We start from the raw sequence: 26,205 nt of genomic DNA, 5'->3' as shown, positions 1-26,205 counted from the left end.
GGGAGAGCTTTGGAATGAGTGATAGGTTGAAGCAGCTGCTTGAGCACAAAATCGTTGCGATTCTTAGAGGAATTGAGGATCGCCATGCCGATGCGGCAGGACAAGCATTAATAGACGGCGGTATCCGCCTGATGGAAATTACGCTGAATACGCAGGGCGCTACAACGATGATTCATCGCTGGCGCAGCCGGTTTGACGGTCAAGCCATTGTAGGCGCAGGTACGGTGCTGGACCTTAAGATGGCGGAGGAGGCAGTGGCTGCGGGGGCGCAGTTTATCATTTCGCCGAATCTCGATGAGGAGGTCATTGCTTACGGCGCGGAGCATGGCGTATCTGTATGGCCGGGCGTTATGACGCCTACCGAAATCGTCAAAGCTTGGAAAGCTGGAGCGGAAGCGGTCAAGCTGTTCCCGATGGGGACGCTTGGCACGAAATATTTGGCGGAAATTCGCGGCCCGCTGGACCATATTCCAATTATGGCGACAGGTGGAGCGGATTTACATAATCTCGGCGAATATTTTGGCGCTGGCGCGAATGCCGTCGGTCTTGGAGGCAAGCTCGTTAACCTTGAATGGGTACGCGAAGGCAAGCTTGAACTCGTTACGGAGCGGGCGCGGCAGTTCGTTGATGCGGTGAGCAAGCTTTAATTTGGGCTTGTAAGCAGTTATCCCTAGCTCGCTATTTATATATTTTAAGTTTTCTATCATCTACTGGGGGTAATAAATAAACAAAAGGGCCTGCGGCAACATCGGCCGCAGGCTGCAAGAGAGAATATATAATAAAGGGGGGTCATAAAGCTAGTATAATTGGATAAGATGAATATAACCTGAGCGATATATTACAGTTATATTACAAGAAGGAAATCGCTTACAAAAAAGGTGGGTGAGCATGATGCGTTTTTCCATTTGGAAACCGGCGGTCATCGCGGCGGCGGTGTTAGGCACGCTTTATTTTACAATGAAGCCGGAGTGGCTGCCTGTATTTGCAGCATCGGAGCAGCAGGGCCAAGGCAGCGGAACGATCAGTCAATTGGAGCAGGAAATGGCCGCACATTTTAAAAATAGAGAAGAGCATTTTACGCTTCAATATAACGGGGATAGCAGCAAGCTGTCGGCAGAGCTTAAATCAATTATTGACCGCGCGATGGCGAAGGATGATTATACGGCGTATATTTTGGAATCGTATGTGTATACGACGCGCAGTCTGGGTACTCGTTCAACGATCAAGATGGAGGCGAGCTACCGGGAATCGAAGGAGCAGACGGCCGAGGTGGACCGTGTGGTCGCGCAGCAGCTTAAGAAGCTGGTGACTCCTGGCATGAATGACCATTTGAAGGTAAAGGCCATACATGACTGGATCGCGGGCAAGCTGCGATACGACCAGTCGCTGACGCAATATACCGCTTATGAAGCACTCACTACAGGAAGTGCGGTATGTCAGGGCTACGCGCTGCTTGCCTACAAAATGCTGAGTGAAGCAGGCATTACAACGAGGATTGCCGAGGGTACAGTTGATACGGGCGATCATGCGTGGAATATGGTGAAGCTCGGCGGGTATTGGTACCATCTCGATGTGACATGGGACGATCCGGTATCGACCGATCCTGCTGCGCCAGCTAATACGATCCAGTACAGCTACTATTTGAAAACGGACAAGGAAATGCGCCATGACCATCAATGGAAAAAAAGCTATCCAGCCGCGAATACTTCGTATTCCGCAGAGCTAGACAAGCTTGAGAAGAAAGGCGGCTCCGCCGCAGCTTCTTACAAAAAGCTTGGGCAGCAGCTTGGCTTCCAGTGGCTGAAGCCGGAAAACATCGTCGCCGATCGGGCAGCGCTGACCGAGAAAATTCGCGCTGGCGTAAAGCGCGGAGCCACAAGCCTTGAGTTTCGCTATATGAAAGGCGATACGTTTTCCGCCGATCTCAAAAGCGCCGTGGCCGCGCTGCAAGTGCCGATTGGCTACTCTGCACGCTATGAGCCTTATTTGCATGATGGCTCGCAGCTGGTGAAATTGCAGCTGACGTATTGACCAATGTACAAGGTCCACAAGCCATGTAGCAAAAACGAGCTAAATAGCAAAAAACCTCTTGTCTCCCTTCAACTTGTTGAAAGGGAGTCAGGAGGTTTTTTGTTTATTTGATTGGTGATGGAGAAAAAGCAGAAGTCCATACGAGGGACTACCGTTTTTTTATATGATGTAAAGTTTGGTGTGTTCCCATTCTAAATTTTTCTTGAAAATTTATCTAAATAATGAAACATATCCTTTTTATGGATCGTTTAATACTATGACCTATCAGTATTAGTTTTCCATATAACACTACATAACCGTGTCCTTGGCGAAGGGGGCTGGATGGGATATAAAGTGAAAGGGTCAAGTAAATGTAGGCCAATTCAACAAAGTTAGTGTCCGTGCAACTTTTTTTCAGAAAAAAGAGTTCAGATTTTCAAAGAAAATTCTATACAGTTGAATTATTTATTTGTAAGAAAAATAAAAAAAAGGGAGAATGAAAATATGAGAAAAAAATCCTTACTAACCGTCACAACGTTAATACTCATGACTTTCATTTTTACGTCATCTGCTTTGGCTTATTCTTTTACCGGCCACACATGGTCCAAGACCAATGGTAATACTTACAACGTTTCTGTGAAATACGCTACCACTAATACTACTTATAGAGCCGCTTTTGATTCAGCAGTTTCTGACTGGAATAGTAGCCAAAGTAAAATTAAATTCAATCTTTCGGCGCTCAATGTTTCATCATTGAACAAGGTTGGTACTCAAGATGTCGATAATCCTTCGTTGTATGGAGTATGCATTACTTATCCAATTTCAGGCACGGCAAAAATTTCTTATTTTACCGCGGATCTCAATATCGGTAATCCGAATGTTGTAAATTACTCTAAAACTAGAAGAAGCACTGCGGGACATGAATTAGGACACGCGCTTGGTCTGGATCATGTTTCAGTCCTTGTCACGGCCATTATGAACTCAAGCAGAGACAGAGAGACCGTTTACACACCTCAAACGGATGATATAAACGGAGTAAATGCGCTTTACCCACTATAATTAAGGGAGGAATTAAAAATGACGAAAAAATTCAATCATAGGATTACCCTAATTGCAGCATTATGCTTAGCGCTCGTGGCTGCGGTGGTAGTATTTACAACAAAAGAGAAGTATACTCCTGGTGCGTATAATGTAAATTATTCACCCGATTATGCAGTGAGTGGGGACGTTACAGGATTAGTTAATAATTCCGATTATGTTGTATCCGGCCACTACGAGAAGTTTATTGAGAATTGGGATATGGGGGAAAATCATCTTAGCGAAGTCTATTCGTTTGTAGTGGATGAATCTTTGTTAGGCGATGTTGAAGGGACTATTAATGTTTCCATTCCCCATACCACTCTATTAAAATATACCCTAGACGATGTTGAATATGAGGCGGCGCTTAATTCGCCCAATTATAGCAAACCCGATTTTGATAAAATGTATGTGCTGTTTTTGAAAAAAGCACAGACGAAAGATGTATTCGGCCCATCTTCAGTACCTTTCCAAGTCGAAGTTGATTCTGCGGGCAAGGTTGCACTGAAAGCGAATACAGAAAACGGTGAACAGACTTTAACAGCAAAAAAGGGAGATACGATAAAATTTCATTCTGAACAGATCGAACTAGCCTCTATTGATAAGATAAGCGGTTTAACAAAAGACGCATTATTTAGAGAAATTAAAACGCAAGTTGCTGCGAAAGAGGAGAGCAAGTAAGGGGTGAATGGGTTTGAAAGCCTTGCTTACTCGTATCTACGAGTGAGCAAGGCTTTTTTTGGTTTGTAAAGGTATACCTTTACGGACATTCTGGATTGACGCAAAATATAGTTTGTAATGGCTGTATTTTACTCAAATTTCGCAGAGTGAAATTGGTTATGAAGCCTTGACAAGCATGGCTGAATCGGGATTATCATGAATCCCTTGCAAAATAGAAAACACCGCTTCGGTTTGGTATAGTGATTGTGTCGAGCAATCCACTACCACACAGAAGAAGTGTCCTCTATAGGATAGAGCAAAAAGAGCCGTTCAATCAACTACCAAAAGAAATTAAACCCGCATTCAAAGAACTACAAGTACCTAATAGCTGCTGGTGCCTCTGCCTCTTATACCTTAATGGACAGTTGGTTCATCCATGCACCGCATGAGTTAAGAAATTATGAGCAATGAGGATTAAGCAAAAGGAAAGATAATCTTAAAGTAAGGGCGTTCAGTGAGTGTGGCTTAAGCTTTATTTGCCCTGCCGGCGAGCGGCCGTCATTTGCTGCCAAACGGAGCCGGCAGCTTCCTCGCCGCGCTCGATGCGCTCCAAGGCAATTTGCGCTTGCAGCTGAATTTCGAATTCGCTGTCCTGTGCTGCGATGCGCAGGGCGGGAATGGCCGATTCGTCGCCAACCTCATAAAGGAAACGGGCGGCCCGCCAGCGCACGAGCTTATTCGTGTCGCTGAGCGATTCAATCATCGGAGCAGTTGCGGCAGGATCGCCCCAATCGGAGAGGGTGTCTCCAGCCGTTCTTCGCACCGATACCGATTTGTCGCGAAGCGCCTGGAATAAATAAGGCAGCGCCTCATCTGTGCGAAGGTCGCCCAAATAGACAACAGCGAGCCTTCTGATCGACACCGTGTCGTCGGTCAGCGCCTTAGCGAGCAGCGGCAGCAGCTCGGGCTCTGGCGTCAAGCGATCAAGCGCGGCATAACGAATGCGCCAGTCCGGCGATTCCAGCCGCTCGGCGATTTCGTCCGCCGTGAGCGGGGCCGGCCTTGCCGGAGCGGCTGCGGCATCGCCGACCGCTGCGCCTTGCGCCTTCGCTGCGGCGATCAGCTCAACTAGCCGCTCCGCCGTATAGGCGGCTTCCAGCTCGCGGACGACATCGGCGGCGATTTCTTCGAGCTCGCCATAGCGGACGCCGAACTCCTCCAGCTTGCGTTCGCGAATCATTGAAGAGCCAGCCGCTTCGCTGACGGCGTTCGTGAACAGCTCTGGCAGCGCGGAGCGGGCTTCACGCTCGCCATTTTTCACGCGTACCTGCATCGGAATGCCTCGATACATCTGTACGAGCACATGCGCCTCGCCGTAGCTGTTCTCGGTCAAGGTTGCTTGCCCAGCTCCGCTGTCGTCGCCATGCAGCAGCGTTCTTGCTTCGGCTAGAATGAGTGCCCAATCCGCGCTCGATACGCGGTCCAGGGCAATAAAATCAGCGGTGCGGAAAATGCTGCGCACCCCTTCTATAGCAAGGAGACTTTTCAGTGGCTCCGGTGCGTTTCCTGCTTCTTTTTTCGAAAAAGTCTGTCTTACGCCGCGCGGCAGCGATTCATCCATATTCAGTTTCATGGAGTTCGGGCTGGGCGTCGGTTCAATGGATAAAAGCTTCACATTTATCATCCTCCGTTCATACAATTCAAAGGTTATGGGTTTAGTTTACATGAATTTGCAGGAGGATGCGAATACAAGGTGCATAAGAGGCCGTATGAAAGTTGCTTCGGATGCTCGTAGTTGGTATCTTAATGCTATAGTCTATTTTCGTAATGCGTAGGAGGAAGCCAGGATGAAACCCAGAAGATTTGAGAATCAACAGCAGGTCGAACAGCATAACTCCTTTAAACAGTTTAAAAGATGGCGCTCGGAAAGATCAAATAAGATTAAAAGCAAAGATTATTCATATACCGTGCCGAATGTAGAGCCGGATCTCCATTATTTGCATCACAACCGCAAGCATCCTTCCGTCACTTGGGTCGGGCATTCGACTTTTCTGATCCAGATGGCGGGGCTTAACATTGTGACGGACCCGGTCTGGTCAGGGAATATGGCCTTTGAAAAAAGGCTTGCGCCACCGGGCATTCCCATCAGCGATGTGCCCCCGGTTGACGTCGTGCTCATTTCCCATTCGCATTATGACCATTTGAACATTAACTCGCTCCGCAAGCTGGGAGGCGTGAAGCAAATTCTCGTCCCTGCGGGACTTGCAGGCAAGCTCAAGCTAAAAGGCTTTCGCCGTATCAAGGAGCTGCATTGGTGGGAATCCGTTCATATTCATGGCGTAAAATTTACCTTCGTACCGTCTCAGCATTGGACGAGGCGCAATCCGTGGGATACGAACAGCTCGCATTGGGGCGGCTGGGTGATGGAGCCTTATGCGACGCTGCCTAGCGGAAGCGGCGACCACTCGCACGCGAAAGTGCATCTGCACGGCACGGGCGGCGGTGTGGCGGAGCGCGAGCAGAAGGCAGCGGAAGCAGCAGATCGCCAAGGCCATTCCCACGGACCGGGACATGCTGCCCGTCCTGTAACAGGAGTTGCGCCCACCGTCTATTTTGCAGGTGACAGCGGGTATTTTCCCGGCTTCAAGGATATTGGGCGCAAGTTCCATATTGATGTTGCGTTAATGCCGATAGGTGCTTATGAGCCGGAATGGTTCATGGGGCCGCAGCATGTGACGCCGGAGGAGTCGCTTCAGGCGTTCGAGGATGTGAAGGCGAGGTTTTTTGTACCGATGCATTACGGTGCCTTCAAGCTGGCCGATGATACGCCGCGCGAAGCGCTGGACCGCCTTGAAGCTTGCCGGGAGAGCCGCTGCATCGAGGAAGAGCGTATTGTTGTGCTGCCTCATGGGGAATCATGGCGGCTTGCAGGAGAATAAATGCCAAACGCGGACAAGAGAAAGCCAAAACTGTGAAATGACTTCCAGCCCACTTCATGCGTATACTTAGTAAGTAGGCAAGCAGAATGAACGGCAATAATAAATGACAGCGCATCGTTATTAGGAGGGGCACGTAATGAGTCAACCGATTCGTATAGGAATTATTGGGGCCGGGGCTATCGGCAAAGTGCATATGGAGACGTTTCAAAAGGTAGGAGCGGAAGCCGCGATTGTAACGGCGGTAACGGATGTATACTTGCCGCTTGCTGAGCAGCGCGCAGCGGAATTTGGCATTGCGACGATTCATGAAAGTCCGCAGGCGCTATTGGAGGATCCGGAACTGGATGCGGTCATTATCGGCGTTCCGAACCAATTTCACGCGCCCTTAGCGATTGAGGCATTGAAGCAGGGCAAGCATGTGCTGCTGGAGAAACCGATGGCTATCGATTCTGGGGCGGCCCGTACGATTTATGAAGCGTCGCAGGCATCTGGCAAAGTACTTATGATGGCGCATCAAATGCGCTGGCTCGGCATTAACCGTGCCATTAAAGCACGTGTGGAAAATGGCGATCTCGGCTCGATCTACAATGTAAAAACCGGCTGGTTCCGCAAAAAAGGCATTCCAGGCTGGGGTTCATGGTTCACCCGCAAGGATCAGGCAGGTGGCGGCCCGCTTATCGATATTGGCGTGCATATGCTTGATCTGTCGCTGTATTTGATGGGCAATCCGCGTCCGGTATCGGTATATGGCTCGACGTATGCCGAGTTTGGTCCGAAGCGCCGCGGCATGGGCACTTGGGGTACGCCGAACTGGGACGGCTATTATGATGTCGAGGACTTGGCAACGGCGCTCATCAAGTTTGAAAATGGCGCGACATTGTCGCTGGACGTCAGCTGGGCCGCGCATTCGGCTTCGCTTAGCGAGGAGCCGTTCATCCATTTGATGGGTACGGAGGGCGGCGCAGCGCTTGTTGGCACGAATGGCTGCTTCGTCACGCATGAGGATGATAAAGTTGTGGAATCAGAAATCGCGCCATTTGATGGGGAAGAGGATCGCGTGCTGCTGAGCAGGCATTTCATCGACTGCATTAACGAAGGCAAGCAGCCGATCGCTTCGGCGCTGAGCGGTTATACGAACAGCCGGATTTTGGATGCGATCTATGAATCCTCCCGTACAGGCAATGAAGTGAAGCTGCACTGGGACTAAGCATGGAGCAGGAATAGCGGCGCAGTAGGCCTCTTGTGGCCTTGCTGGCGCAAGCACATAAGGAACAAGGTCCCGGAAGGCCGCCGTTTGAAATGGTGGCTTCACCGGGGCCTGTTCGCGCGGAAAAATGCAGCGAATTGACAATTCGAGGTTCGTTTGCGGGCATACTGTGCTATAATAATGCAAGATAATGAGAATGAATGTGAAGGACGGGATTGCGAACCATGATTAGTACTACTGGCATAACGCTTCGATTTGGGAAGCGGGCGCTTTTTGAAGATGTTAGCATTAAGTTTACGCCGGGCAACTGCTACGGCCTTATTGGCGCGAACGGCGCAGGTAAATCGACGTTTTTGAAAATTATGTCCGGAGAAGTAGAGCAATCGAGCGGTGAGGTGCATATTACACCGGGCGAGCGTCTGGCTGTACTCAGACAGAATCATTTTGAATATGATGAGTTTGCCGTTATTGAAACGGTTATGATGGGCCACAAGAAGCTTTACGATGTAATGAAAGAGAAAGATGCGTTGTATTCGAAAGCTGATTTTACCGATGAAGACGGCATGCGCGCAGGCGAGCTGGAAGCTGAATTCGCCGACATGAACGGTTGGGAAGCCGAGTCGCAGGCGGCAGAAATGCTGAACGGCCTTGGCATCACGCCTGATCTGCATGACAAGTCGATGTCTGAGCTGAGCGGTAACGAGAAGGTACGTGTGCTGCTCGCGCAGGCGTTGTTCGGCGAACCGAACATTTTGCTGCTCGATGAGCCTACCAACCATTTGGACATTGAGTCGATCCGCTGGTTAGAAGATTTCCTTGCAAAATATGAAGGAACGGTCGTCGTTGTCAGCCATGATCGTCACTTCCTGAATACGGTATGTACGCATATCGCTGATATCGATTTCGGTAAAATCCAGATGTATGTCGGCAACTACGACTTCTGGTACGAGTCCAGCCAGCTGGCGCTTTCCTTGATGCGCGGCGAGAACAAGAAGAAGGAAGACAAAATTAAAGAGCTGCAAGCGTTCATTCAGCGTTTCAGCGCGAACAAATCGAAATCCAAGCAGGCGACTTCCCGTAAGAAGCTGCTTGATAAAATTTCCCTCGATGACATTCGTCCTTCGAACCGGAAATATCCGTTTATCAACTTCAAGGGTGAACGCGAAGCAGGCAAATCGCTGCTGCTCGTAGAAGGCTTGACGAAGTCGGTAGATGGCGTGAAGGTGCTGGATAACTTGACGATTGCCGTTAATAAAGGCGACAAAATCGCTTTTGTTGGCCCGAATGAACAGCCGAAGACGCTGTTGTTCCAAGTTTTGATGGGCGAGGTTGAAGCGGACGCTGGCACGTACCAGTGGGGCGTTACAACAACGCAAGGCTATTTCCCGAAAGACAACTCGTCTTACTTTGACGGTGTTGATCTGAACTTGGTCGAGTGGCTGCGCCAGTATTCCAAAGATCCGGATGAGACGTTCATCCGCGGCTTCCTCGGACGGATGCTGTTCTCCGGTGACGATGCGATTAAGAAAGCAAGCGTATTGTCCGGTGGAGAAAAAGTCCGCTGCATGCTATCCAAAATCATGCTCAGCGGCTCGAACGTGTTCCTAATGGATGAGCCGACGAATCACTTGGATCTCGAATCCATTACAGCGCTCAATAACGGCTTGATCGATACGGATTGCACGGTTCTGTTCACTTCGCATGACCATCAGTTCGTCCAAACGATTGCGAACCGCATTATGGAAATTACGCCTAACGGACTGATCGATCGCATGATGACGTATGATGAGTACCTTGAAAGCGAAGAGGTTAAAGCGCTTCGGGAAAAAATGTACGCCGAATAATAGAGCTGGATTCAGCTTGAAATAGAGAAAGGCTGCCTTCTCGTCTACACGACGATGAGGCAGCCTTTTTTTGCGTTTGATGCAGTAGCTACAATAGTGGAAGCTCCTATCCTTAACCCCTGTGGTTATGGTGGACTAGGCTATTCTTTATGCTGGTTCCATTCCAGCAGCTGATGCTGCAAATGGACAATTAGCTTGTCGACATCCTGTAGAAAAGTGTCTCTGGCTTCCGTTTCCATGCTTTCAAGCGCCTTCGCCAGCGGCGGCGCGCCCGCAGCCTCCAGCGTCGTCATTAATTGCTGAAGCTGGGCTAGAACAGGTGGCATACCATCCAGGTCCGCTTCTGCTTCTGCATTTGCGAGTGCCGCTAAGGCGGTAACAGGCGCAGCTGCTTCAGTCACATTAGCAGCTGCCGGTTGGGCGGCCGAAACAACAGCGCTATCAACAGAATCCGCATTAGCAGCAAGCGAAGCGGTTTGATTAGGCAGGTTGTCCATTACGCCGACCTGCGGCTGTTCTTGCTGCTCTACAGACAGCTGCTCCATAGGCTGCTGTACAGATTGCTGCTCGGCTTGCAATGGAGCAGCTTTCTTTTTTGGCTCTGCCGGCTGGGCGGGCTTGGCCCGCTCGGCTTTATTGTTCTGGCGAACAGACCACGTTTCGAGCAGCCCGGGACCGTTCTTGAACAGCAGCTTCTCTTTCGTGCTTGCTGAAATATCTGGGTCCTTGAATAGCTTGGCGATTTTCTTGACATCGCTGACGGGCATCTCGTCACGCGCGAAAATAAGCGCGAGCGGGTCGCGCAGCTCCATCGGCAAGTCTTTAATCGGAAGCAGCTGATCTTCCGTCAGAACATCCTTGCGGATCGCTGTGCCGCTGACGATTCGCTTCTTGACCGCGCTGCTGAATTTGAGCAGCTCGCATTTATTTTTAATATATGATTCCGGCTTGCTGAGCTTGCTCGCAAGAAATTTAACGGAGCTGCTGAACTTCTCATTATTCAGCAGCTTGTGAAACGCCTCCGCCTCTTCAATCGGCGAGAAGCCCTCACGCGTCAAATTTTCGGCAATTTGCTCCAAATAAATATCCATTTCATTGGTCATCGTCGAGACGATGCAAGGAATCGTCGGCTTCCCAAGCGCGATGCAAGCTTTGTATCGGCGGTTGCCATATATAATTTTGTAGCGTCCGTTATCCGTTTTTCTGACTTTAATGGGCGACAGCAGGCCAAGCTCCTCGATGCTAGTTATGAGCTCCTGCAGCGACTGCTCGTCGAATTGGTAGCGGGGCTGGTCCGTATCTTCATCAATCAGATTAATATCCATTTGTATAATGTCCATATCTACTCTCCTATCTATAAACCAGGCTTTCATGCCAGCGTGGCAAGGCTTATGGGCCAACCTTAATTATATAACAAGGAGGGCCTTCGGGGAAATGAAGGCCCTAGAAATGATGGGATTTTAGGTTTCTATTTCACTGCGAAACAGGTGCCACGATCAAAGGATGGCATCGTTCCTTTACGCTTGCTCGGTTTTGAAGCGGCCAATGAGTGCATTCAGCTCTTTAGAGAGCTGGCGCAGCGATTCCGCTGAGAGGCTGATTTCATTCATCGAGGCAAGCTGCAGCCCGGAAGCGTCAGCGACCTGTTCAAAGCGCGAGGCCGATTGGCGGGAAATGCTCTCCATATCCTCGATGGAGGCAGCGACCTCCTGCGATCCGGCAGACAGCTGCTCGGATGCGGCAGATACTTCATGCAGGCGCTCATTAATCGTGCCAATGCCGGAATGGATGGAGGAGAACGATGCTCCTGCCTCCTGGACAACGCTTAGCCCTGCGAGTACTTCCGTATTACTGGTTTCCATCTGCCCAGACAAATCAGATGTATGGCGGACAATTTCAGCGATGAGCGTCTCCACATGCTCGGAGGATTCCTGTGATTGTGTAGCGAGCTTCCTTACCTCGGAGGCGACGACGGCGAAGCCGCGTCCTTCCTCGCCTGCACGGGCAGCCTCGATTCCGGCATTTAGGGCAAGCAAATTGGTCTGTGCAGCAATCCCTTTCATAATCGAAATAATTTCGACGATTTTGCCGGAATGCTGCTCAAGCTGTGCTGACGTTTCTGTCATTTTGGAAGTGGCGGCATGAATGGTGTCCATCCGCTGAATGACAGCGGAAATCGCTTCCTCGCCATTTTTAGCGCTGCTTGTCGTTGCTTCAGATACGGATGAGACGATTGCAGCGGAATGGGCAATATGCTGCATGCTTGAGGTTATCGCTTCCATCGCATGCGTGACTTCCCCAGCGCGTACAACCTGTGCGGCAGCGCCTTCCGCCGTTTGCTGAATGCTGTCTGTAATGGTAACGCCTGCTTTCTTCGTCGCAAGGGAGTGGGAAGAAACGGCTTCGGCAGCGGTTAGCAGCCGGTCTGAGCTGCTGCGTATGCCGCTAATGACCGTGCGCGTATCTTCTACAAGCGTTTTGAAGGCATCGGCCAGCTGCCCGACCTCATCCTTGCGGTTTAGATCAATGGCGACCGTTAAGTCGCCGCTGCCCACACGAGCAATCAGCTTTTTGAGCTGGACGAGCGGCCCTGTCAAATAACGGGCGAGCAAATAAACGAGCAGCAGACTGAGTATGAAAATAACAAGCGCCATCCAAATCATCGTATTGCGATTTTGCTCCATCAGCTCATACACCTTCGTCGCATCGAGATCAGCGCCGACGAGGCCAAGCAGCTTGCCATCAGCAGACATAATCGGCACATAAGCAGATAAGGTCGAGCCGTATTCATCCTGTGTCAGCTCGCCAATGCTCGGTTTTTCCTGCTCGAAGGTGGCAATCATGCCGCCATAAGGGTTTTCCTCTAGTGAGCCGAAAGGTGAAAAATCATCCTCGGCTACGTCCTGAGGGGCGCCATCCACGACGTAAAAGTAGACAGGCTGTCCGCCCTCTTCACGCATGCCGAGCGTATACAAATATTTTAAGCCGTTCGCTTCACGCATATCGTTAAGCTGGGTACGCAGCTCATTGTAATAATCGGTTTGCTCCATGCCTGCGCTGAGCTTATCATATAACTGCGTATCAATAAGGCTGGCTGCCCGCTCGGCAACGGATTGCGCTTGCATACCCATCGAATTTTCTACTAAATGGGCGGAAGCACGATAGAGCGTAACACCAAGCACTGAACCAATAATAAGCAAAATAATAGAGAAAAACATAAAAATACGCATAAACAAGCTATTCATCAATGAAAGCAGCCTCCCTGGCATCTTTTGCAGCAATAGTCCGTAAGTCTCACTACCTATATGTATCGGCAAAAATAGAAAGCGTTATTAGGGAGATGCGGGGCCAATCACAAACAAACAGAAATATGCTATAATCGCACCATAAGAATCATTCATAGAAAGTGGAGCATACCTTATGTTTGCGATAGAGAGAATCAAAAAAATCAAACAAATTTTATTAAAAGACAAGCGCGTTGACGTTGTGGAGCTGAGTGAACGTTTCTCGGTCACCGAGGTAACGATTCGGCGGGATCTCGACAAGCTGGAGCAGCAAGGTTTTTTGGTGAAAATATATGGCGGTGCCGTGCTGAATGAGGAAGATCAGCCGGGCATGCCGATACTGGCAGTAGAAGACAAGCTGCAGGGCGAGAAGCGGCTGATTGGGCAAATTGCCTCGCGGCTTATTGAGAACGGAGAAGCGATTTTTATCGGGACGGGTACAACTTGTCTGGAAATCGCCAGGCACTTGAAGGATAAGAAGGTGACGGTCGTCACGAATGATCTGCTAGTCGCGTTAGCACTTAAAGATACGCCAGGTGTGAAGGTTATGCTGACAGGCGGCGATTTAATTGCGGGTACCTCGACGCTTATAGGCGGGTTTGCGCTGCAGACGCTAAGCGGCATTTATGTGACGAAGGCGTTTATTGGCGTGAAGGGGGCTCATTTTCAGGCGGGCTATACGGTAGACAGCTATGAGGAAGCGATGATGATTCAGGGTGTGCAGCGAATGGCGGGCGAGATCATTATAGCAGCGGATTATACGAAATTTGATGCGCCGGGCTTTGCGAAGCTGGGAGAGCTGACGATGGCGGGCAAAGTAATCACAAACAAACAGCTGCCGGCTGAATATAAAAAATATTATTTTGAACATGCTATCAAGCTGTATACGACGTTTGAGCTGGAGTAGTCCTGCGGGGGAGAGAACGAAGTTGAGCGAATTATTGACGCTGCGAAATATTAGAAAGCGCTTTAATGAAATGACGGTGCTGGACGGTATCCATTTGACGATTGAAAGCGGCCAGGTTCATGCGATTATTGGGGAAAATGGAGCGGGCAAATCGACGCTGATGAAAATATTAGCCGGACTGTTTCCGCCAGACGCAGGAGAGATTATGCTTGGCGGGGAGCTTGTCAGCATCGGCAGCCCGAATGAGGCACAGGAGCTCGGCATTGCAGCGATTCATCAGGAGCTGCGGCTGTTTCAGGATTTGAGCATTGCGGAAAATATTTTTATGCGCCGCGAGCCCTTGAAGCCGCTGTTATGGCCGAAGCTGATCGACTGGGGCCGGCTGCATGAGCAGACCGCGAGCTACTTGCAGCAATTTGATATGGCGGTCGATTCCCGGGCGCGCGTAAATACGCTGTCCATTGGCGATCAACGTTTCGTCGAGCTGATCAGGGCGCTGTCTCAGCAGGCTCGGATCATTATTATGGATGAACCGACAGCCGCGCTGAACAATCAGGAATGCGAGCGGCTGTTCAAGGCTATTCGCAGTGTGAAAAAGCTGGGAGTGGCCATCATTTACATTTCCCACCGAATGGAGGATCTCCAGCATATTGCCGATCAGGCTACGCTGCTGCGCGATGGTGCCGTGATCCGGACCTGGCGCATGAACGATGCGGCAAGCATGCCGGAAATCATGGAGGCGATGGCTGGCAAGGAACTGCATAACCGCTATCCGAAGCTGAAGGTCCAGCTCGGCGGCGAGCTGCTGCGAACGGAAGGGCTCAGCGTGGCGGGAAGGCTGAATAATGTCAATTTGAGCTTGCGCAGAGGCGAGATTTTGGCGATTGCCGGGCTTGGTGGTGCGGGGAGACGGACGCTCGCCAAGGTGCTTTTTGGCATAGAGGGGCCGTATGAAGGTGCCATTCATTTGAATGGGCATGCCTTTAGGGCGATGACGCCGCATAAGGCGAAGGCAAATGGCATTTGTTATGTGACGGGCCTGCATTCGGAGGAAGGGCTGATCTTAAATGCGCCGATTGCGGAAAATATTACGCTGACGAATCTACCGCGCGTGTCGCGAGCTGGATTTATTCGCAGCGGACAGGAAGCCGCTTATGCGAGAGATTTAATGGATCGCCTGGAAATCACAGGCGAAGAGACGGAGCAGCCAATGCACCTAAGCGGCGGCAAGCAGAAGAAGGTCATTTTAGCCAAGTGGCTGTTCAGCAATGCCCGTATTTTCATTATTGAAGAGCCGACAGCAGGCATCGACGTCGTCTCCAAAATCGATATTTACAACATTATGAACGAGCTGGTGCTATCCGGCAAATCGATCATCATGCTGTCCTCCGATATCCCGGAAATGCTCGGCATGTCCGATCGGATTGCTGTCATGCACGGCGGCTGCATTCGCCATACGATGTTAAGAGAGGAAGCGACGCTTGAGCGAATATTGCATTATGCTTCCGGTGGCGAGGCAGTACGGGAGGGCTAGTAGAGATTTCATAGCGTGACATAAAATAGAACGACTTGTTTAACTGTCTTCATGGATAGTTAGCAAGCCGTTCTATTTTTTTGTTTTACAACCTTGAAAAGGAAAATAAAAAGGAGAAAAATGTCGTAAAACCAAAATATGTTCACACAATTCGACATCATAAATCTATATTCGACAAAATCACTCAATGAAAAGGATTGGAAATGTCTGTATAGTAAAGTTGGGGCCTAATAAATGACAAAAAAGGATGGATGACATGCAGGATGCAGCAAGAGAAAGTAGGAGGCGAAGTCGATTGTTAAAAGGTTTTACGTATTTTTCTAAATATAGGAAAGTAGATGATTTTCATCCTTTCTCTATATTTCTTGGAATGAAACGCGCTGCACCGCCAGAGGACAGTGGCAGCCGTTTCACCTTGTGGGGCAAGATTAGTATGTTTGCTTTGGTTATGTTTGGTTTGCTTAGTTCATCGGCTTTTGCGGCTACGTATACGTATGATGAGCTTAATCGTCTGGTAGCTGTAGATTATGACAATGGCGATCGTGTGGAATACGTTTATGACAAAAATGGAAATATGCTTTCTTCCAAGTATACGAAAGCTGCCGTAACACCCCCAGTAGCTCCTCCCGTTAGTGGAACAGGCCTTCTCCACACTTTTGAAGATGGCACCTCCCAAGGCTGGGCCCCGCAAGGCGATGGTGTGCAGCTCATTAATTCTCAGGACATAGCCAGCAGAGGGAAACACAGTCTGAAAGTCATCAACCGCACAGCGTCGTGGCAGGGCCCAATTCTTGAAGTAACCCCAGCGATAGAGAAAGGAAATAGCTACCGCATTAAAGCAGCTGTACGTCTTCCTCAAGGTGAGGAATCGACACAAATCATGATGACGATTAAGCGGACATTGGCTGATGGAAGCAGCTTCTATGACCATTTGAATACCCAAACGGTTACTGCTGATGGCTGGGCTGTATTAGAGGGAGTCTATATGATCAGCCAAGAGGCGTCTAATCTGTCTCTCTATTTGGAAAGCACGAGCGATACAGCGGTATTTTATTTGGATGATGCGAGCATTGATGCTTATGTTGCGCCTTCACCTACGCCTTCACCTGCACCTGCACCTGATACGCTATTGCATGATTTTGAAAATGGGACCACGCAAGGCTGGAGCGCGCAGGGTGATGGTGTCGTGGTAGCCAATTCCCAAGAGGCAGCAAGTGCGGGAAGCCATAGCCTCAAAATTTCAGGAAGAACCGCGTCCTGGCAAGGACCCATTCTAAATTTGACCTCAAACATGAAGAAAGGGGTCACTTACGACATTAGCGGCAAAATTAAGCTTGCGGAAGGAACGCCATCCTCTGATATTTTATTAACGATGAATCGCAAAGCCGCGGATGGTACGGATTATTATGAAAATATTAGTGCGAGTCATGTGACGGCAGATGGCTGGGCTTTCTTCGAAGGGGTTTATACCTTTACGGGTGAGGTAACCAATTTAACCGTTTATATGGAAAGCGCGAACGCCACGGCCAGCTTCTATTTGGATGAGTTTCAGGTGAAGAAGCATGAAGCTGCTCCTCCTGTTATCAGTCATGATTTTGAAGATGGCAGCTTGCAAGGCTGGAATGCTCTCGGAGAAGGAGTCGTATTAAGCAATGCGGACGAGGCGGCCAGCAGTGGACAACGCAGTCTAAAGGTAACCAATCGCACGGCGGAGTGGCAGGGACCGCTATTGAATTTGACGGGCTCCTTGCAAGCTGACCAGTCCTACACGGTGAGAGCTGCTTTTCGTTTGCACGGCGATTCTGCACCAGCCAATCTGCTAATGACGATTCACAGAAAAACAGCCGAAGGTGTGGATTACTACGATAACGTCAGTGTAAACGTCGTAAAAGCTGGAGAATGGGCTATTCTTGAAGGCCCTTACAGCTATAGCGGAGATGCATCGGAGCTTTCTCTGTATGTTGAGAGCTCTGATGCAACTGTTGGATTTTTTGTAGATGACTTCACAATCAACCGGAGGCAACCATAATGATTCGCAAAACGATACAATGGCTGACCTTAGCCTGCCTTGCTTTAGCTTTTACGATCGGTTTCCTCGTCAAGCCGAATATCACTTATGCAGCTCCGCTTAACTATACCGTTCCCGGTTATTCTTCAGCGGTTGTAACCTCCAGTTTTGCTGCATCCACTACAGCGGTAACCGCTGAAGGCACATCTTATGATTATGCCCGTTATGCAGCCAATGGGTCAGTTGTCAACTTTGGCCAAGGCACAGGCAAAAAGTCGCTTAGTATCGTAGGCGGGCAGCGGCTCGTTATTACGAATACGTCAGCAAGCGGAGTTGTGCTGAAGACGGTAACTAGAGAGCTTGGTGCAAGCTATACCTCTACACCAGCCTTGAAAAAATATTTGCTGTTTCCAGGGCAGAGCATGAAGGCAACCAATCTGATTACCTCATCGGAAAGCATTGACGTAGGCGGCAAAAACAGCCATGCCGATTACAATGCCAATGATATTCCCAACACCTATGACCGTACTCATGCTGGTGGAACAATGACGATTCCAGCAAGGGAAGGTATCGCTATTACGAATACGGGAACGACCAGCTATGAGGTGCTGGCGCCTTATGAGGTGTTCTCCTTCGCCAGCCGTTCTAACCCGGCGGTGTTTGTGAAGACGCTGCAGCAGGGTCAGCATTTAGAAGCGTTAAATGTAACATCCTTTACGTTTACGATGTATTTCACTCATAAAAATTATGACTATGCGATTTACGATGCCGCAGGCGTTCTCGACTCCTATGGTCATACAGGCTATACATCAGATATGTTGTATGCTGGTCAGAAAATAATTGTAAGCAACTATTCGGACGTACCGCTCGTGATCGAGGGTCCCTATGATGCGCTTCCAACTAAAGCACGTGCTTATCCGGCGTTGTATACACAGACGCTGACCAGTGGTCAAAGTCTTCTAGTCAAAAATACATCATCCGAAAGCTATGCCCTAAATCTAAAAGGGTCATATGATTTTGCACAATATAGTGTGAGCGGCAGCGTCGCCGATTATGGACGAAAAATAACGACAACGGCAGGGACAAAGACAATTCCTGCTGGCGGCAGCATCGTCATTACCAAAACAGATGGAGGTACAGCCGAAGTCGTCGGTCCCCCAGACGGTTTTAGCTTCACCGGCCGCACAGACCCAGCCCTTTTTATTGGTTCAATAGCAGTAGGACAAAGCTATGAAGCGACGAATCGCTTGTCGGGCAATGCTGCTTTTACGATGAATGGCTTGTACGATTACGCCATGTACGACAGCTTAGGGAACATTAATAACTATTATGCAAAACGTTCTTTAGGCAGCTTCAGCATTAGTGCAGGAGAACGCGCCGCCTTTACGAATGTGGGCAGCGGGGCAGCGGAGATTATTGCTCCTTATGATGCCTTTAGGTTCGTATCGCGCTCAAACCCGGTCAGCTTTAATAAGACATTGCTGGCAGGTGAAACCGTTCAGGCTGATAATATCTCCCTTAAATCATTTACGGTCAGCTTGAATAATCAGCATCATTATGTCACCTATGACACGGGAAATGAAGTGAGCGAATTCGGCAATCCGCAAACGGCTGACAGCCATATCGTGGATGATACGGAGCGAATCATCATTTCCAACAGCGGTACGGCGCCGATTGTTGCATCGGGTCCGTATGATGCTTTTCGCTTAACGGATCGATCAGCTCCTGCGCTTTACAAGGGCTTTTTGGCCAATGGGCAGAGCATGCGTCTGACGAATATAAGCCCAACGCTTTTTCATTTAAATATGTCAGGTACTTACGATCAGGCCAGTTATAAAACGACAGGAGAGCCGCGCTCGTCGAAGCGCAAGGAAACCTCTCTCGGACAAATTCTTTATAACTCGGAACGGATAACGCTGACGAACAGCGGGAGCTCCGTGCTGCAAATTCTTACGCCTAATGACGTGACGCTTGTGCAATCGAGCGCGAATCCAGCTTTGGTTGTGAAGGAGCTTGCAGTTGGACAAAGCGCTCAGGCGAAAAATACTTCTACTTATAATGAACGAGTGGATCTGACAGGTAAGCACGATATTATGGATTATGATGCTGCCGGCGATCCAGACAGCTATGCACGCGGGCGCACGATCGCTTATCGCGATGTGGATGCGGGCAAGCATGTGGCTGTTATGAATACCGGAACAACGGCGATGGAGGTTTATGGGCCATACGAACTGTTTGCGATTACGAGCCGGGCTAATCCGGTTACGTTTAGCAGGGTATTAACGGCAAGTGAGAGCATGGAGCTGCGAAATCAGACTGGCAAGCTGTTCCCGGTTTATTCGACAGGACTTTATGATCTTGCTCAATATGATGCTGCTAATGATGTAACCGATGTTGAGCGTGAGCATGATACGACGGTCAAAAATGTGTCTGGGCTCAACCGTTTGGCGGTTACGAATGCGCAGGCTTCTTCAATGGCTATTGAAGGGCCATATGATGTATTCGCATTGACCAGCCGCGCGAATCCTGCGCTTTTTGAACGTACCCTTGCACCTCGCCAAAGCATGGAGGCTGTTTTTAAAGGAACGGATGATGCCTCTGTTTATATGACGGGCAAATATGATTATTCGCTTTTTGATCAAAATGGTTTAAAAACCTATGCAAGGCAGCAAAACATCATTAAAAATAGATTGGTGAATACGGGGCAGCGAATTGCGGTTATGAACACGGATGTTCAGTCCATCGTGGTTTACGGTGCTTATGATGTTTTTGACAACAATGCCCGTACGAATCCCGTAACGTTTCAGCGTACGCTCGCTCCAGGCGAAAGCTTTGAAGCGACCAACAAGGAGCTGACTCCTTATGAGGTATATCCGAGCGGCCTATATGATTTCGTTGAGTTTGCTGCGGATCAGGATGTCAGGGAGCTGGGACGGGATCAAACGGCAGCGCTTGAGGTTATTTCGTCAGGAAACCGCATTGCGGTTACGAATGCTAATTCCTTAGCCATTACGGTTGAAGGCGCTTATGATGCTTTCCAATTGACGAATCGTACGAACCCTGCTTTATTCGAGCGTACGCTTCAGCCGGGCAGCAGCTTTGAGGCTGCTTACACCGGTACGAAAGATGGCAATGTGAAAATGACAGGCGTCTATGATTTGGCGCTGTACGATGCAGCAGGCGATATTAAAAGCTACTATCGCGAGCGGAGCGCTTCTATCGGACAGGCTGTCACTGTAGGCGAAAAAGCAGCCATTATGAACAGCGGCACTAGCAATATGGTTGCTTATGGGGCATATGATTTGTTCCAGCTTAGCAATCGGGCGAACCCCGTTTCTTTTGTCCGTACGCTCTCCGGAGATGGGACGCTGGAAATTAAGCAGAAAACGAATAAAAGAATGAGCCTGTATTTAGACGGCACGTATGATAATGCCGAATATGCGGCAGATGGCTCCGTTAACAGCTATGGGGCTGGGGCAACGCAGAAAGAGCAAATTATTTCGGTTGATGCGAAGTTTGTACTGACCCCATCTGCTACGCACACGGTCACCGTTAGCGGTGCTTATGATGCTTTCGACATTACCCCAAGAATGATTCGGGCCGTAACGATTAAGACGCTTGATCCAGGAGCTTCCTATTCGCTGCGCAATATTTCACCTGATTCTTTCAATCTGCGGATCATTGGAAAATATGACTATCAGATTTATGATTTATGGGGAAATATGCAGCGTTTCGGCAACGGCAGCTTGGTGAACCCGCGTGTGATTGATTCAACAGAGCGGATGCTGATTACCAACGCGGATGTCGCTGCTATAACGGTTATGGCGCCAACGGATGCGATCAATGTAACCGATGGCGGCAATGCCAATGAATTTGTGAAAGCTTTGGCAGTAGGCGAAACGCTGGCGGTGAAAAATCAATCGGGCGGCGCGTCTACGATCAACCTTAACGGAAAATACGATTACGCTTTGTATGATAGCGCAGGGGCTCCTGTACGCTATTTGAGAGAGGCAACCAATACGGCCATAAGCGTACCGGCAGGCCATAAGCTTGTCATTACGAGCCGGATTGGTACGGGAACCGTTGTAACGGGCGGCGCGCTTGCTTTCCTTGTAACGGAGCAGGAAGAGCCAGCCCTGCGAATTGTTCCGGTTTCCTTCAAAAATACGGTCGAGCTGACGAATATCAGCCCGAAGGTTTGGGCCTTTACCAGCAGTGGCACAATGGACTGGGCGTCATATAATAGCACGGGAACAGTGCTTGGTTACGCTTCTCGTGATACAGCAGCAACGCACGAGCTTGCTATAGCCGAGAAGATGATTGTAACGAGTCCTCTTAGTCAATCGTTAACTATTTGGGGACCGTATGAGTCATTTGGTTATGTAGACCGTACGGATCCGGCACTTGAGCAGGAAACGCTGAAAGCCGATCAAACGGTTCAGGCTAAAAATCTGACCTCGTCAACTCAAACGCTAAAAGCCGGCGGTTCCTTCACGTATCGCAGTGGCTCTGGCAGTGAGCAGCCAGGACAAAGCCCGCTAAATGTAAACGCGGGAGCAACGCTGCTGCTTACGAATACAAGCGGCGCGGAATATCTCGTATTTGCACCATTTGGCACCATTGACCTGAGCTTCACTGGAACAGATGGCACACCAATATCCGGTATCAGCGCAGCGGACAAAGTGAAGACGCTGGACCCGTCGGACTATGATCCACAGACGTTCCATGCTGATCCGATCGATACGGCAACGGGGGCGCAAATTATTAATCGCACCTTGCTTACGGCACATGGCGCGGTTCCGATTCCTTTTCAGGCCCAATATCATTCGTTATTGACGGGTACTGGCGATCTGGGAGTTGGCTGGAGCCATAACTTTGAGATGAAGCTGGAGGCTGGCGCGAACAACGCAACGGTTTACTGGAATGCTTTCCGCTCGAATGTATTTAATAAAGCAGCGGACGGTACCTATTCGTCAACCGATAAAGCAACAAGATTGGATCATTTGACGAAAAATGCGGACGGCACCTATGTGCTTGAACGCAATGATGGTACATTCTATCGTTTCGCAGCCGCAGGGCGCTTGACTGAAATTGAGGAGAAAAGCGGGCTGAAGCTGGCATTTGGTTACGCAGCGGATGGTGCTTTATCGACAATCAGCGATCCATTGACAGGAGCGGCTTTGACACTCAGTTATGATGCAGCTGGCCGAGTGGCTGAGGTTGCTGATCCGGCAGCGCGTTCCGTCCAATTCTCTTATGATGCAACCGGTCGCTTGAGCGAAATAACCGATGCAGCAGGAAATGCGACGACGTACAGCTACGACAGCAGCAATCGGATTGTCAGCGCATCGAGCGAGGGCGTCCAGCTGTTCGAGAATACGTATGATAATGAAGGACGCGTCATCAAGCAGCAGGATGCTGTTGCTGGTCATGCTCCAACTACGTTCAGCTATGAAGAGAAGGACAAGCAGTTAGTTACGACGATTACCAATCGTAATGGCGATGTGCAGAAGCTCACGCATGATGCGCAGTACCAACTGCTTCAAACGGAAGACAGCTTAGGGAATAAAATGACCTTTACGTATGATGCACAGGGAAATCGCCTAACCGCGACTAATCCGCTAAATCAGACGATCAGCTATGCCTATGATGACAGGCGAAATCTGATTCGTTCAACCGATTATACGGGTGCGCAGGTCAATATGACCTATGACAATGAGGACAATCTGCTAAGCGCAACAGGTCCTGATGGTAATACGATGACGTATACGTACGACAATAAGAACCGTTTGTTATCCGTAACGGATACAGATGGACAAAAAACTACCTATGCGTATGATGCAGCTGGAATGTTATTGTCGGCTACTGATCCAAAAGGTGCACAAACCTCCTATACGTATAATGGAGGCCGACTGGTCAGCATGAACAATGCGGCGGGCGAGGTTACGACGTATGGTTATGACGCTGCCGGAAGAATGGCAAGCGTAACCGATGCGGCAGGAAATACAAGCCAGCTCGTGTACAATGCAGATGATCAACTGCTAAGCGATACGAATGCGCTGGGACATGCGTACTCGTATGCTTATGACAAGCAAGGCTTCCTTGCGTCAGAGGTTGATGCGCGTGGCAACACGACACATTACACCTATGATAACAACGGCAATCTGACACAGGTTGTGAATGCATTGAATCAAGCTTCGCAGCTCATTTATGATGCGGAGGGCCGTTTGATTGAAGCCGTCAATCCGCTTGGCGACAGTGTGAAGATTGTCTACGATGCAGTCGGCAATGTGCTGACTCAGACGAATGCAGAAGGAGAAAGCGTTCGTTATGTGTATGATTCCCTCTATCGTCTTGTAGAAGCCTATAATGCGGACAATACCAAAGTCTACGAGGTTGTCTATGATGCGAAGGGTAATCCGGTCACCATTAAAGATGCGTTGAATCATTCGCAAACTTATGTGTACGATGAACTCAATCGTCTCGTTGAAACGATTGATCCAATGAATCGCTCTACTACATTCGCTTATGACGATCTGAGTCGTTTGACGACTGTAAGCGATGCGCTTAAAGGCGAAGCAAGCCGCAGCTACGATTCATTAAGCCAAGTCATCGGCTACTCCGATCCGAATCAGAATGCGGCAACGTATACGTATGATTTGGCAGGAAGATTAATTGGCGAAACGAATGCAGCTGGCGAAACATCGACTTACACGTATAACGCTTTAGGCTTGCCGGATGTGGAGACGAATGGTCGCGGACTGACGACGTCCTATAACTATGACGCGGCGTCAAGACTTAGCAAGTTCGTTGATCAGGCTGGTGAAGTCAGCTATACGTATGATGCTAACGGCAATATAACTGCGGTAACGGATGGGCAAGGCAAAGCCTTAACGCGTGTATTTGATGAGCTGGACCGCGTCGTGCAATATACGGATGAATTCGGCAATGTCATCAAATACAGCTATGACGCAGCAGGCAATATGACGCTGCTCACCTATCCAGATAACAAAACTGTTTCCTACACGTATGACCGTGCAGGCCGCATGACGAGCGTAACCGATTGGAACGGCCGCGTAACAGCTTACAGCTATGATGCCAATGGCCGTCTTGCATCAACGCTTCGACCTAATGGCACAACGGAAACAAGAACGTATGATGCGAAGGGTCAATTGTTGACGATTAACGACATTGGCTTGGATAGCAGCATAATTCTTTCGTATACGTATGGCTATGATGCGGTTGGCAATGTCATCAGCGAAAATGGCGGGCCAACATTGAGCGTCACGGGCAGTGTATACTTGAACGGATTAAGTGTAGGTGAGAACGTAAACGGCAATGTGTCGGGCAGTGTATACGTACCAGGAGATGCTGCTGGCTTGCAGCCGGAATCAGCAGAAATGCAGCTTCCGCCTGGCATGAGCAACACGGAAATGACCTACACAGCGGACAATCGTCTGGCGACCTATAACGGGAATGCAGTCGTGTATGATCAGGATGGAAACATGATTAACGGTCCGCTTGCTGGCAGCATGCAAAGCTACAGCTACGATGCGCGCAACCGACTAACGGAAGCAGGCGGCATCAGCTATGGCTACAATAGCGAAAACGTACGTACCTCCGTCACTGTAAACGGGGTAACGACTCGTTATGTCGTAAATCCGCAAGCTGTATTATCGCAGGTGCTGATGGAGACAGATGGACAAGGTAATCCGACAGCGTATTATGTGTACGGTCTCGGATTGATTGGCCGCGAGGCAGCGGATGGCAGCTATGCCACGTATCATTATGACCGTCGTGGAAGCACAGTCGCTCTGACGGATGACAACGGCGCGATCACCGATACGTATGAATACGGACCGTATGGTGAACAAATCCGTCATATGGGGACGATCCAGCAGCCGTTCCAGTATAATGGACGGGATGGCGTTGCAACGGACGCAAACGGCCTGTACCATATGCGTGCGCGTTATTACAATCCAGAAATCAAACGTTTCATCAACCGGGATGTGCTGACAGGCTCGATAAGCGATTCGCAAACGCTGAACCGCTATGCGTATGTGAATGGCAACCCGATATCCTATGTCGATCCATTTGGCTTAAGCCGTGATGGAGACTCTGCATGGCTGCAGGGCGGAAGCTTCCTTGCTGATCTGGTGCCATGGGTAGGCACGGTGAAAGGCTTCCAGCAGGCATTTACGGGTAACAACTATATTACTGGCGAACATCTCTCAGCAGGAGACCGTTGGGGTGAAGGAATTGGAGCAACGCTGAGCATTATTCCGATTCCGGGTCTGAAGCATGCGGGTAAGTATGGCACCAAGGGTGTCATTTGGGCGGGCTCGAAGCTGAAGAATGTTCTTGGTGAAGATACAGTTAAAACGACGAAAAAACTCGTCTACGAATGTAACTGCTTTACAGCAGGAACCAAGGTTCTCACAGACGAAGGGGAGAAACCTATCGAGGAAATCGAGGTAGGGGATAAGGTTCTCTCAAAAGATGACGAAACCGGAGAAGTGGCATATAAAGAGGTCGTAGGGCTGTTCCAGAAACAGGCTGACGAAATCTATTACGTCCACATCGGGGATGAAATCATCGAGGTTACAGGCGAGCATCCATTCTGGCTTGATGGCAAGGGTTGGACGTTTGTTAAAGACCTGAAAGTCGGCGACTTGCTTGTTTCGAGTGACGGTTCTAAACTGGCAATAGACAAGATTGAAAAAGAGTCGCGCGAG

Annotated in this window: 14 protein-coding genes and 1 pseudogene; 12 read left to right on the top strand and 3 right to left on the bottom strand. The window is 49.5% G+C overall.

The annotated features are described in order from the left end of the window. Positions 1 to 14: 14 nt before the first annotated feature. The 4 genes from WH37_RS02230 (at position 15) to WH37_RS02215 (ending at position 3,768) form a co-directional block, all read left to right on the top strand. Entirely contained in the window at positions 15 to 647 is a 633-nt protein-coding gene (locus WH37_RS02230; RefSeq protein WP_046228925.1) for a bifunctional 4-hydroxy-2-oxoglutarate aldolase/2-dehydro-3-deoxy-phosphogluconate aldolase, read from the top strand. 241 nt (positions 648 to 888) lie between these two features. After that, a complete protein-coding gene (locus WH37_RS02225) occupies positions 889 to 2,031 on the top strand; it encodes a transglutaminase domain-containing protein (RefSeq protein WP_046228924.1) in 1,143 nt (380 codons plus the stop codon). A gap of 483 nt (positions 2,032 to 2,514) precedes the next feature. After that, a complete protein-coding gene (locus WH37_RS02220) occupies positions 2,515 to 3,069 on the top strand; it encodes a matrixin family metalloprotease (protein WP_046228923.1) in 555 nt (184 codons plus the stop codon). Between the two features lie 18 nt (positions 3,070 to 3,087). Beyond that, entirely contained in the window at positions 3,088 to 3,768 is a 681-nt protein-coding gene (locus WH37_RS02215) for a hypothetical protein (RefSeq protein ID WP_046228922.1), read from the top strand. 511 nt (positions 3,769 to 4,279) lie between these two features. On the opposite strand, the gene WH37_RS02210 is transcribed toward WH37_RS02215, so the two are convergent. After that, the gene (locus WH37_RS02210) at positions 4,280 to 5,422 is read right to left on the bottom strand and encodes a virulence factor (protein WP_046228921.1); all 1,143 of its coding nucleotides are present in this window, start codon (positions 5,420 to 5,422) and stop codon (positions 4,280 to 4,282) included. 172 nt (positions 5,423 to 5,594) lie between these two features. On the opposite strand from WH37_RS02210, the gene WH37_RS02205 reads away from it, so the two are divergent. The 3 genes from WH37_RS02205 (at position 5,595) to WH37_RS02195 (ending at position 9,737) form a co-directional block, all read left to right on the top strand. Beyond that, a complete protein-coding gene (locus WH37_RS02205; protein ID WP_046228920.1) occupies positions 5,595 to 6,686 on the top strand; it encodes an MBL fold metallo-hydrolase in 1,092 nt (363 codons plus the stop codon). A gap of 136 nt (positions 6,687 to 6,822) precedes the next feature. After that, the gene (locus tag WH37_RS02200) at positions 6,823 to 7,893 is read left to right on the top strand and encodes a Gfo/Idh/MocA family protein (RefSeq protein ID WP_046228919.1); all 1,071 of its coding nucleotides are present in this window, start codon (positions 6,823 to 6,825) and stop codon (positions 7,891 to 7,893) included. Between the two features lie 224 nt (positions 7,894 to 8,117). After that, entirely contained in the window at positions 8,118 to 9,737 is a 1,620-nt protein-coding gene (locus WH37_RS02195; RefSeq protein WP_046228918.1) for an ABC-F family ATP-binding cassette domain-containing protein, read from the top strand. A 140-nt stretch (positions 9,738 to 9,877) separates the two neighbouring features. On the opposite strand, the gene WH37_RS02190 is transcribed toward WH37_RS02195, so the two are convergent. Beyond that, on the bottom strand, positions 9,878 to 11,077 hold the full coding sequence (locus tag WH37_RS02190; RefSeq protein ID WP_046228917.1) for a ParB/RepB/Spo0J family partition protein: 1,200 nt from the start codon (positions 11,075 to 11,077) through the stop codon (positions 9,878 to 9,880). A 177-nt stretch (positions 11,078 to 11,254) separates the two neighbouring features. Then, positions 11,255 to 12,982 (bottom strand): methyl-accepting chemotaxis protein, encoded by a 1,728-nt coding sequence (locus tag WH37_RS02185; RefSeq protein ID WP_046228916.1) that lies wholly within the window; start codon positions 12,980 to 12,982, stop codon positions 11,255 to 11,257. A 175-nt stretch (positions 12,983 to 13,157) separates the two neighbouring features. Here WH37_RS02185 and WH37_RS02180 point away from each other — a divergent pair, with 175 nt between their 5' ends. From WH37_RS02180 to WH37_RS37310, 5 genes and pseudogenes are all read left to right on the top strand, one after another. Next, on the top strand, positions 13,158 to 13,928 hold the full coding sequence (locus tag WH37_RS02180) for a DeoR/GlpR family DNA-binding transcription regulator (protein ID WP_046228915.1): 771 nt from the start codon (positions 13,158 to 13,160) through the stop codon (positions 13,926 to 13,928). A gap of 22 nt (positions 13,929 to 13,950) precedes the next feature. Continuing rightward, positions 13,951 to 15,462 carry a sugar ABC transporter ATP-binding protein gene (locus tag WH37_RS02175; protein ID WP_143088532.1) on the top strand — a complete coding sequence of 504 codons (1,512 nt, stop codon included), beginning with the start codon at positions 13,951 to 13,953 and terminating at the stop codon, positions 15,460 to 15,462. A gap of 295 nt (positions 15,463 to 15,757) precedes the next feature. Next, positions 15,758 to 17,491, top strand: coding sequence for a carbohydrate binding domain-containing protein (locus WH37_RS02170; RefSeq protein ID WP_046228914.1), 1,734 nt, complete (start codon positions 15,758 to 15,760; stop codon positions 17,489 to 17,491). Continuing rightward, positions 17,491 to 25,560: pseudogene (locus WH37_RS35275) on the top strand (RHS repeat-associated core domain-containing protein); the annotation flags it as partial. The gene WH37_RS02170 and the pseudogene WH37_RS35275, both read left to right, overlap by 1 nt. After that, positions 25,546 to 26,205, top strand: a 660-nt coding sequence (locus WH37_RS37310) for a polymorphic toxin-type HINT domain-containing protein (protein WP_414811802.1), incomplete at its 3' end; no start/stop codon positions are given. The pseudogene WH37_RS35275 and the gene WH37_RS37310, both read left to right, overlap by 15 nt.

The organism is Paenibacillus algorifonticola (assembly GCF_000971975.1).
In the GTDB taxonomy this organism is placed as follows: domain Bacteria; phylum Bacillota; class Bacilli; order Paenibacillales; family Paenibacillaceae; genus Pristimantibacillus; species Pristimantibacillus algorifonticola.
The sequence above is the reverse complement of the archived record's forward strand: the minus strand, read 5'-3'. Positions and strand labels throughout refer to the sequence as shown.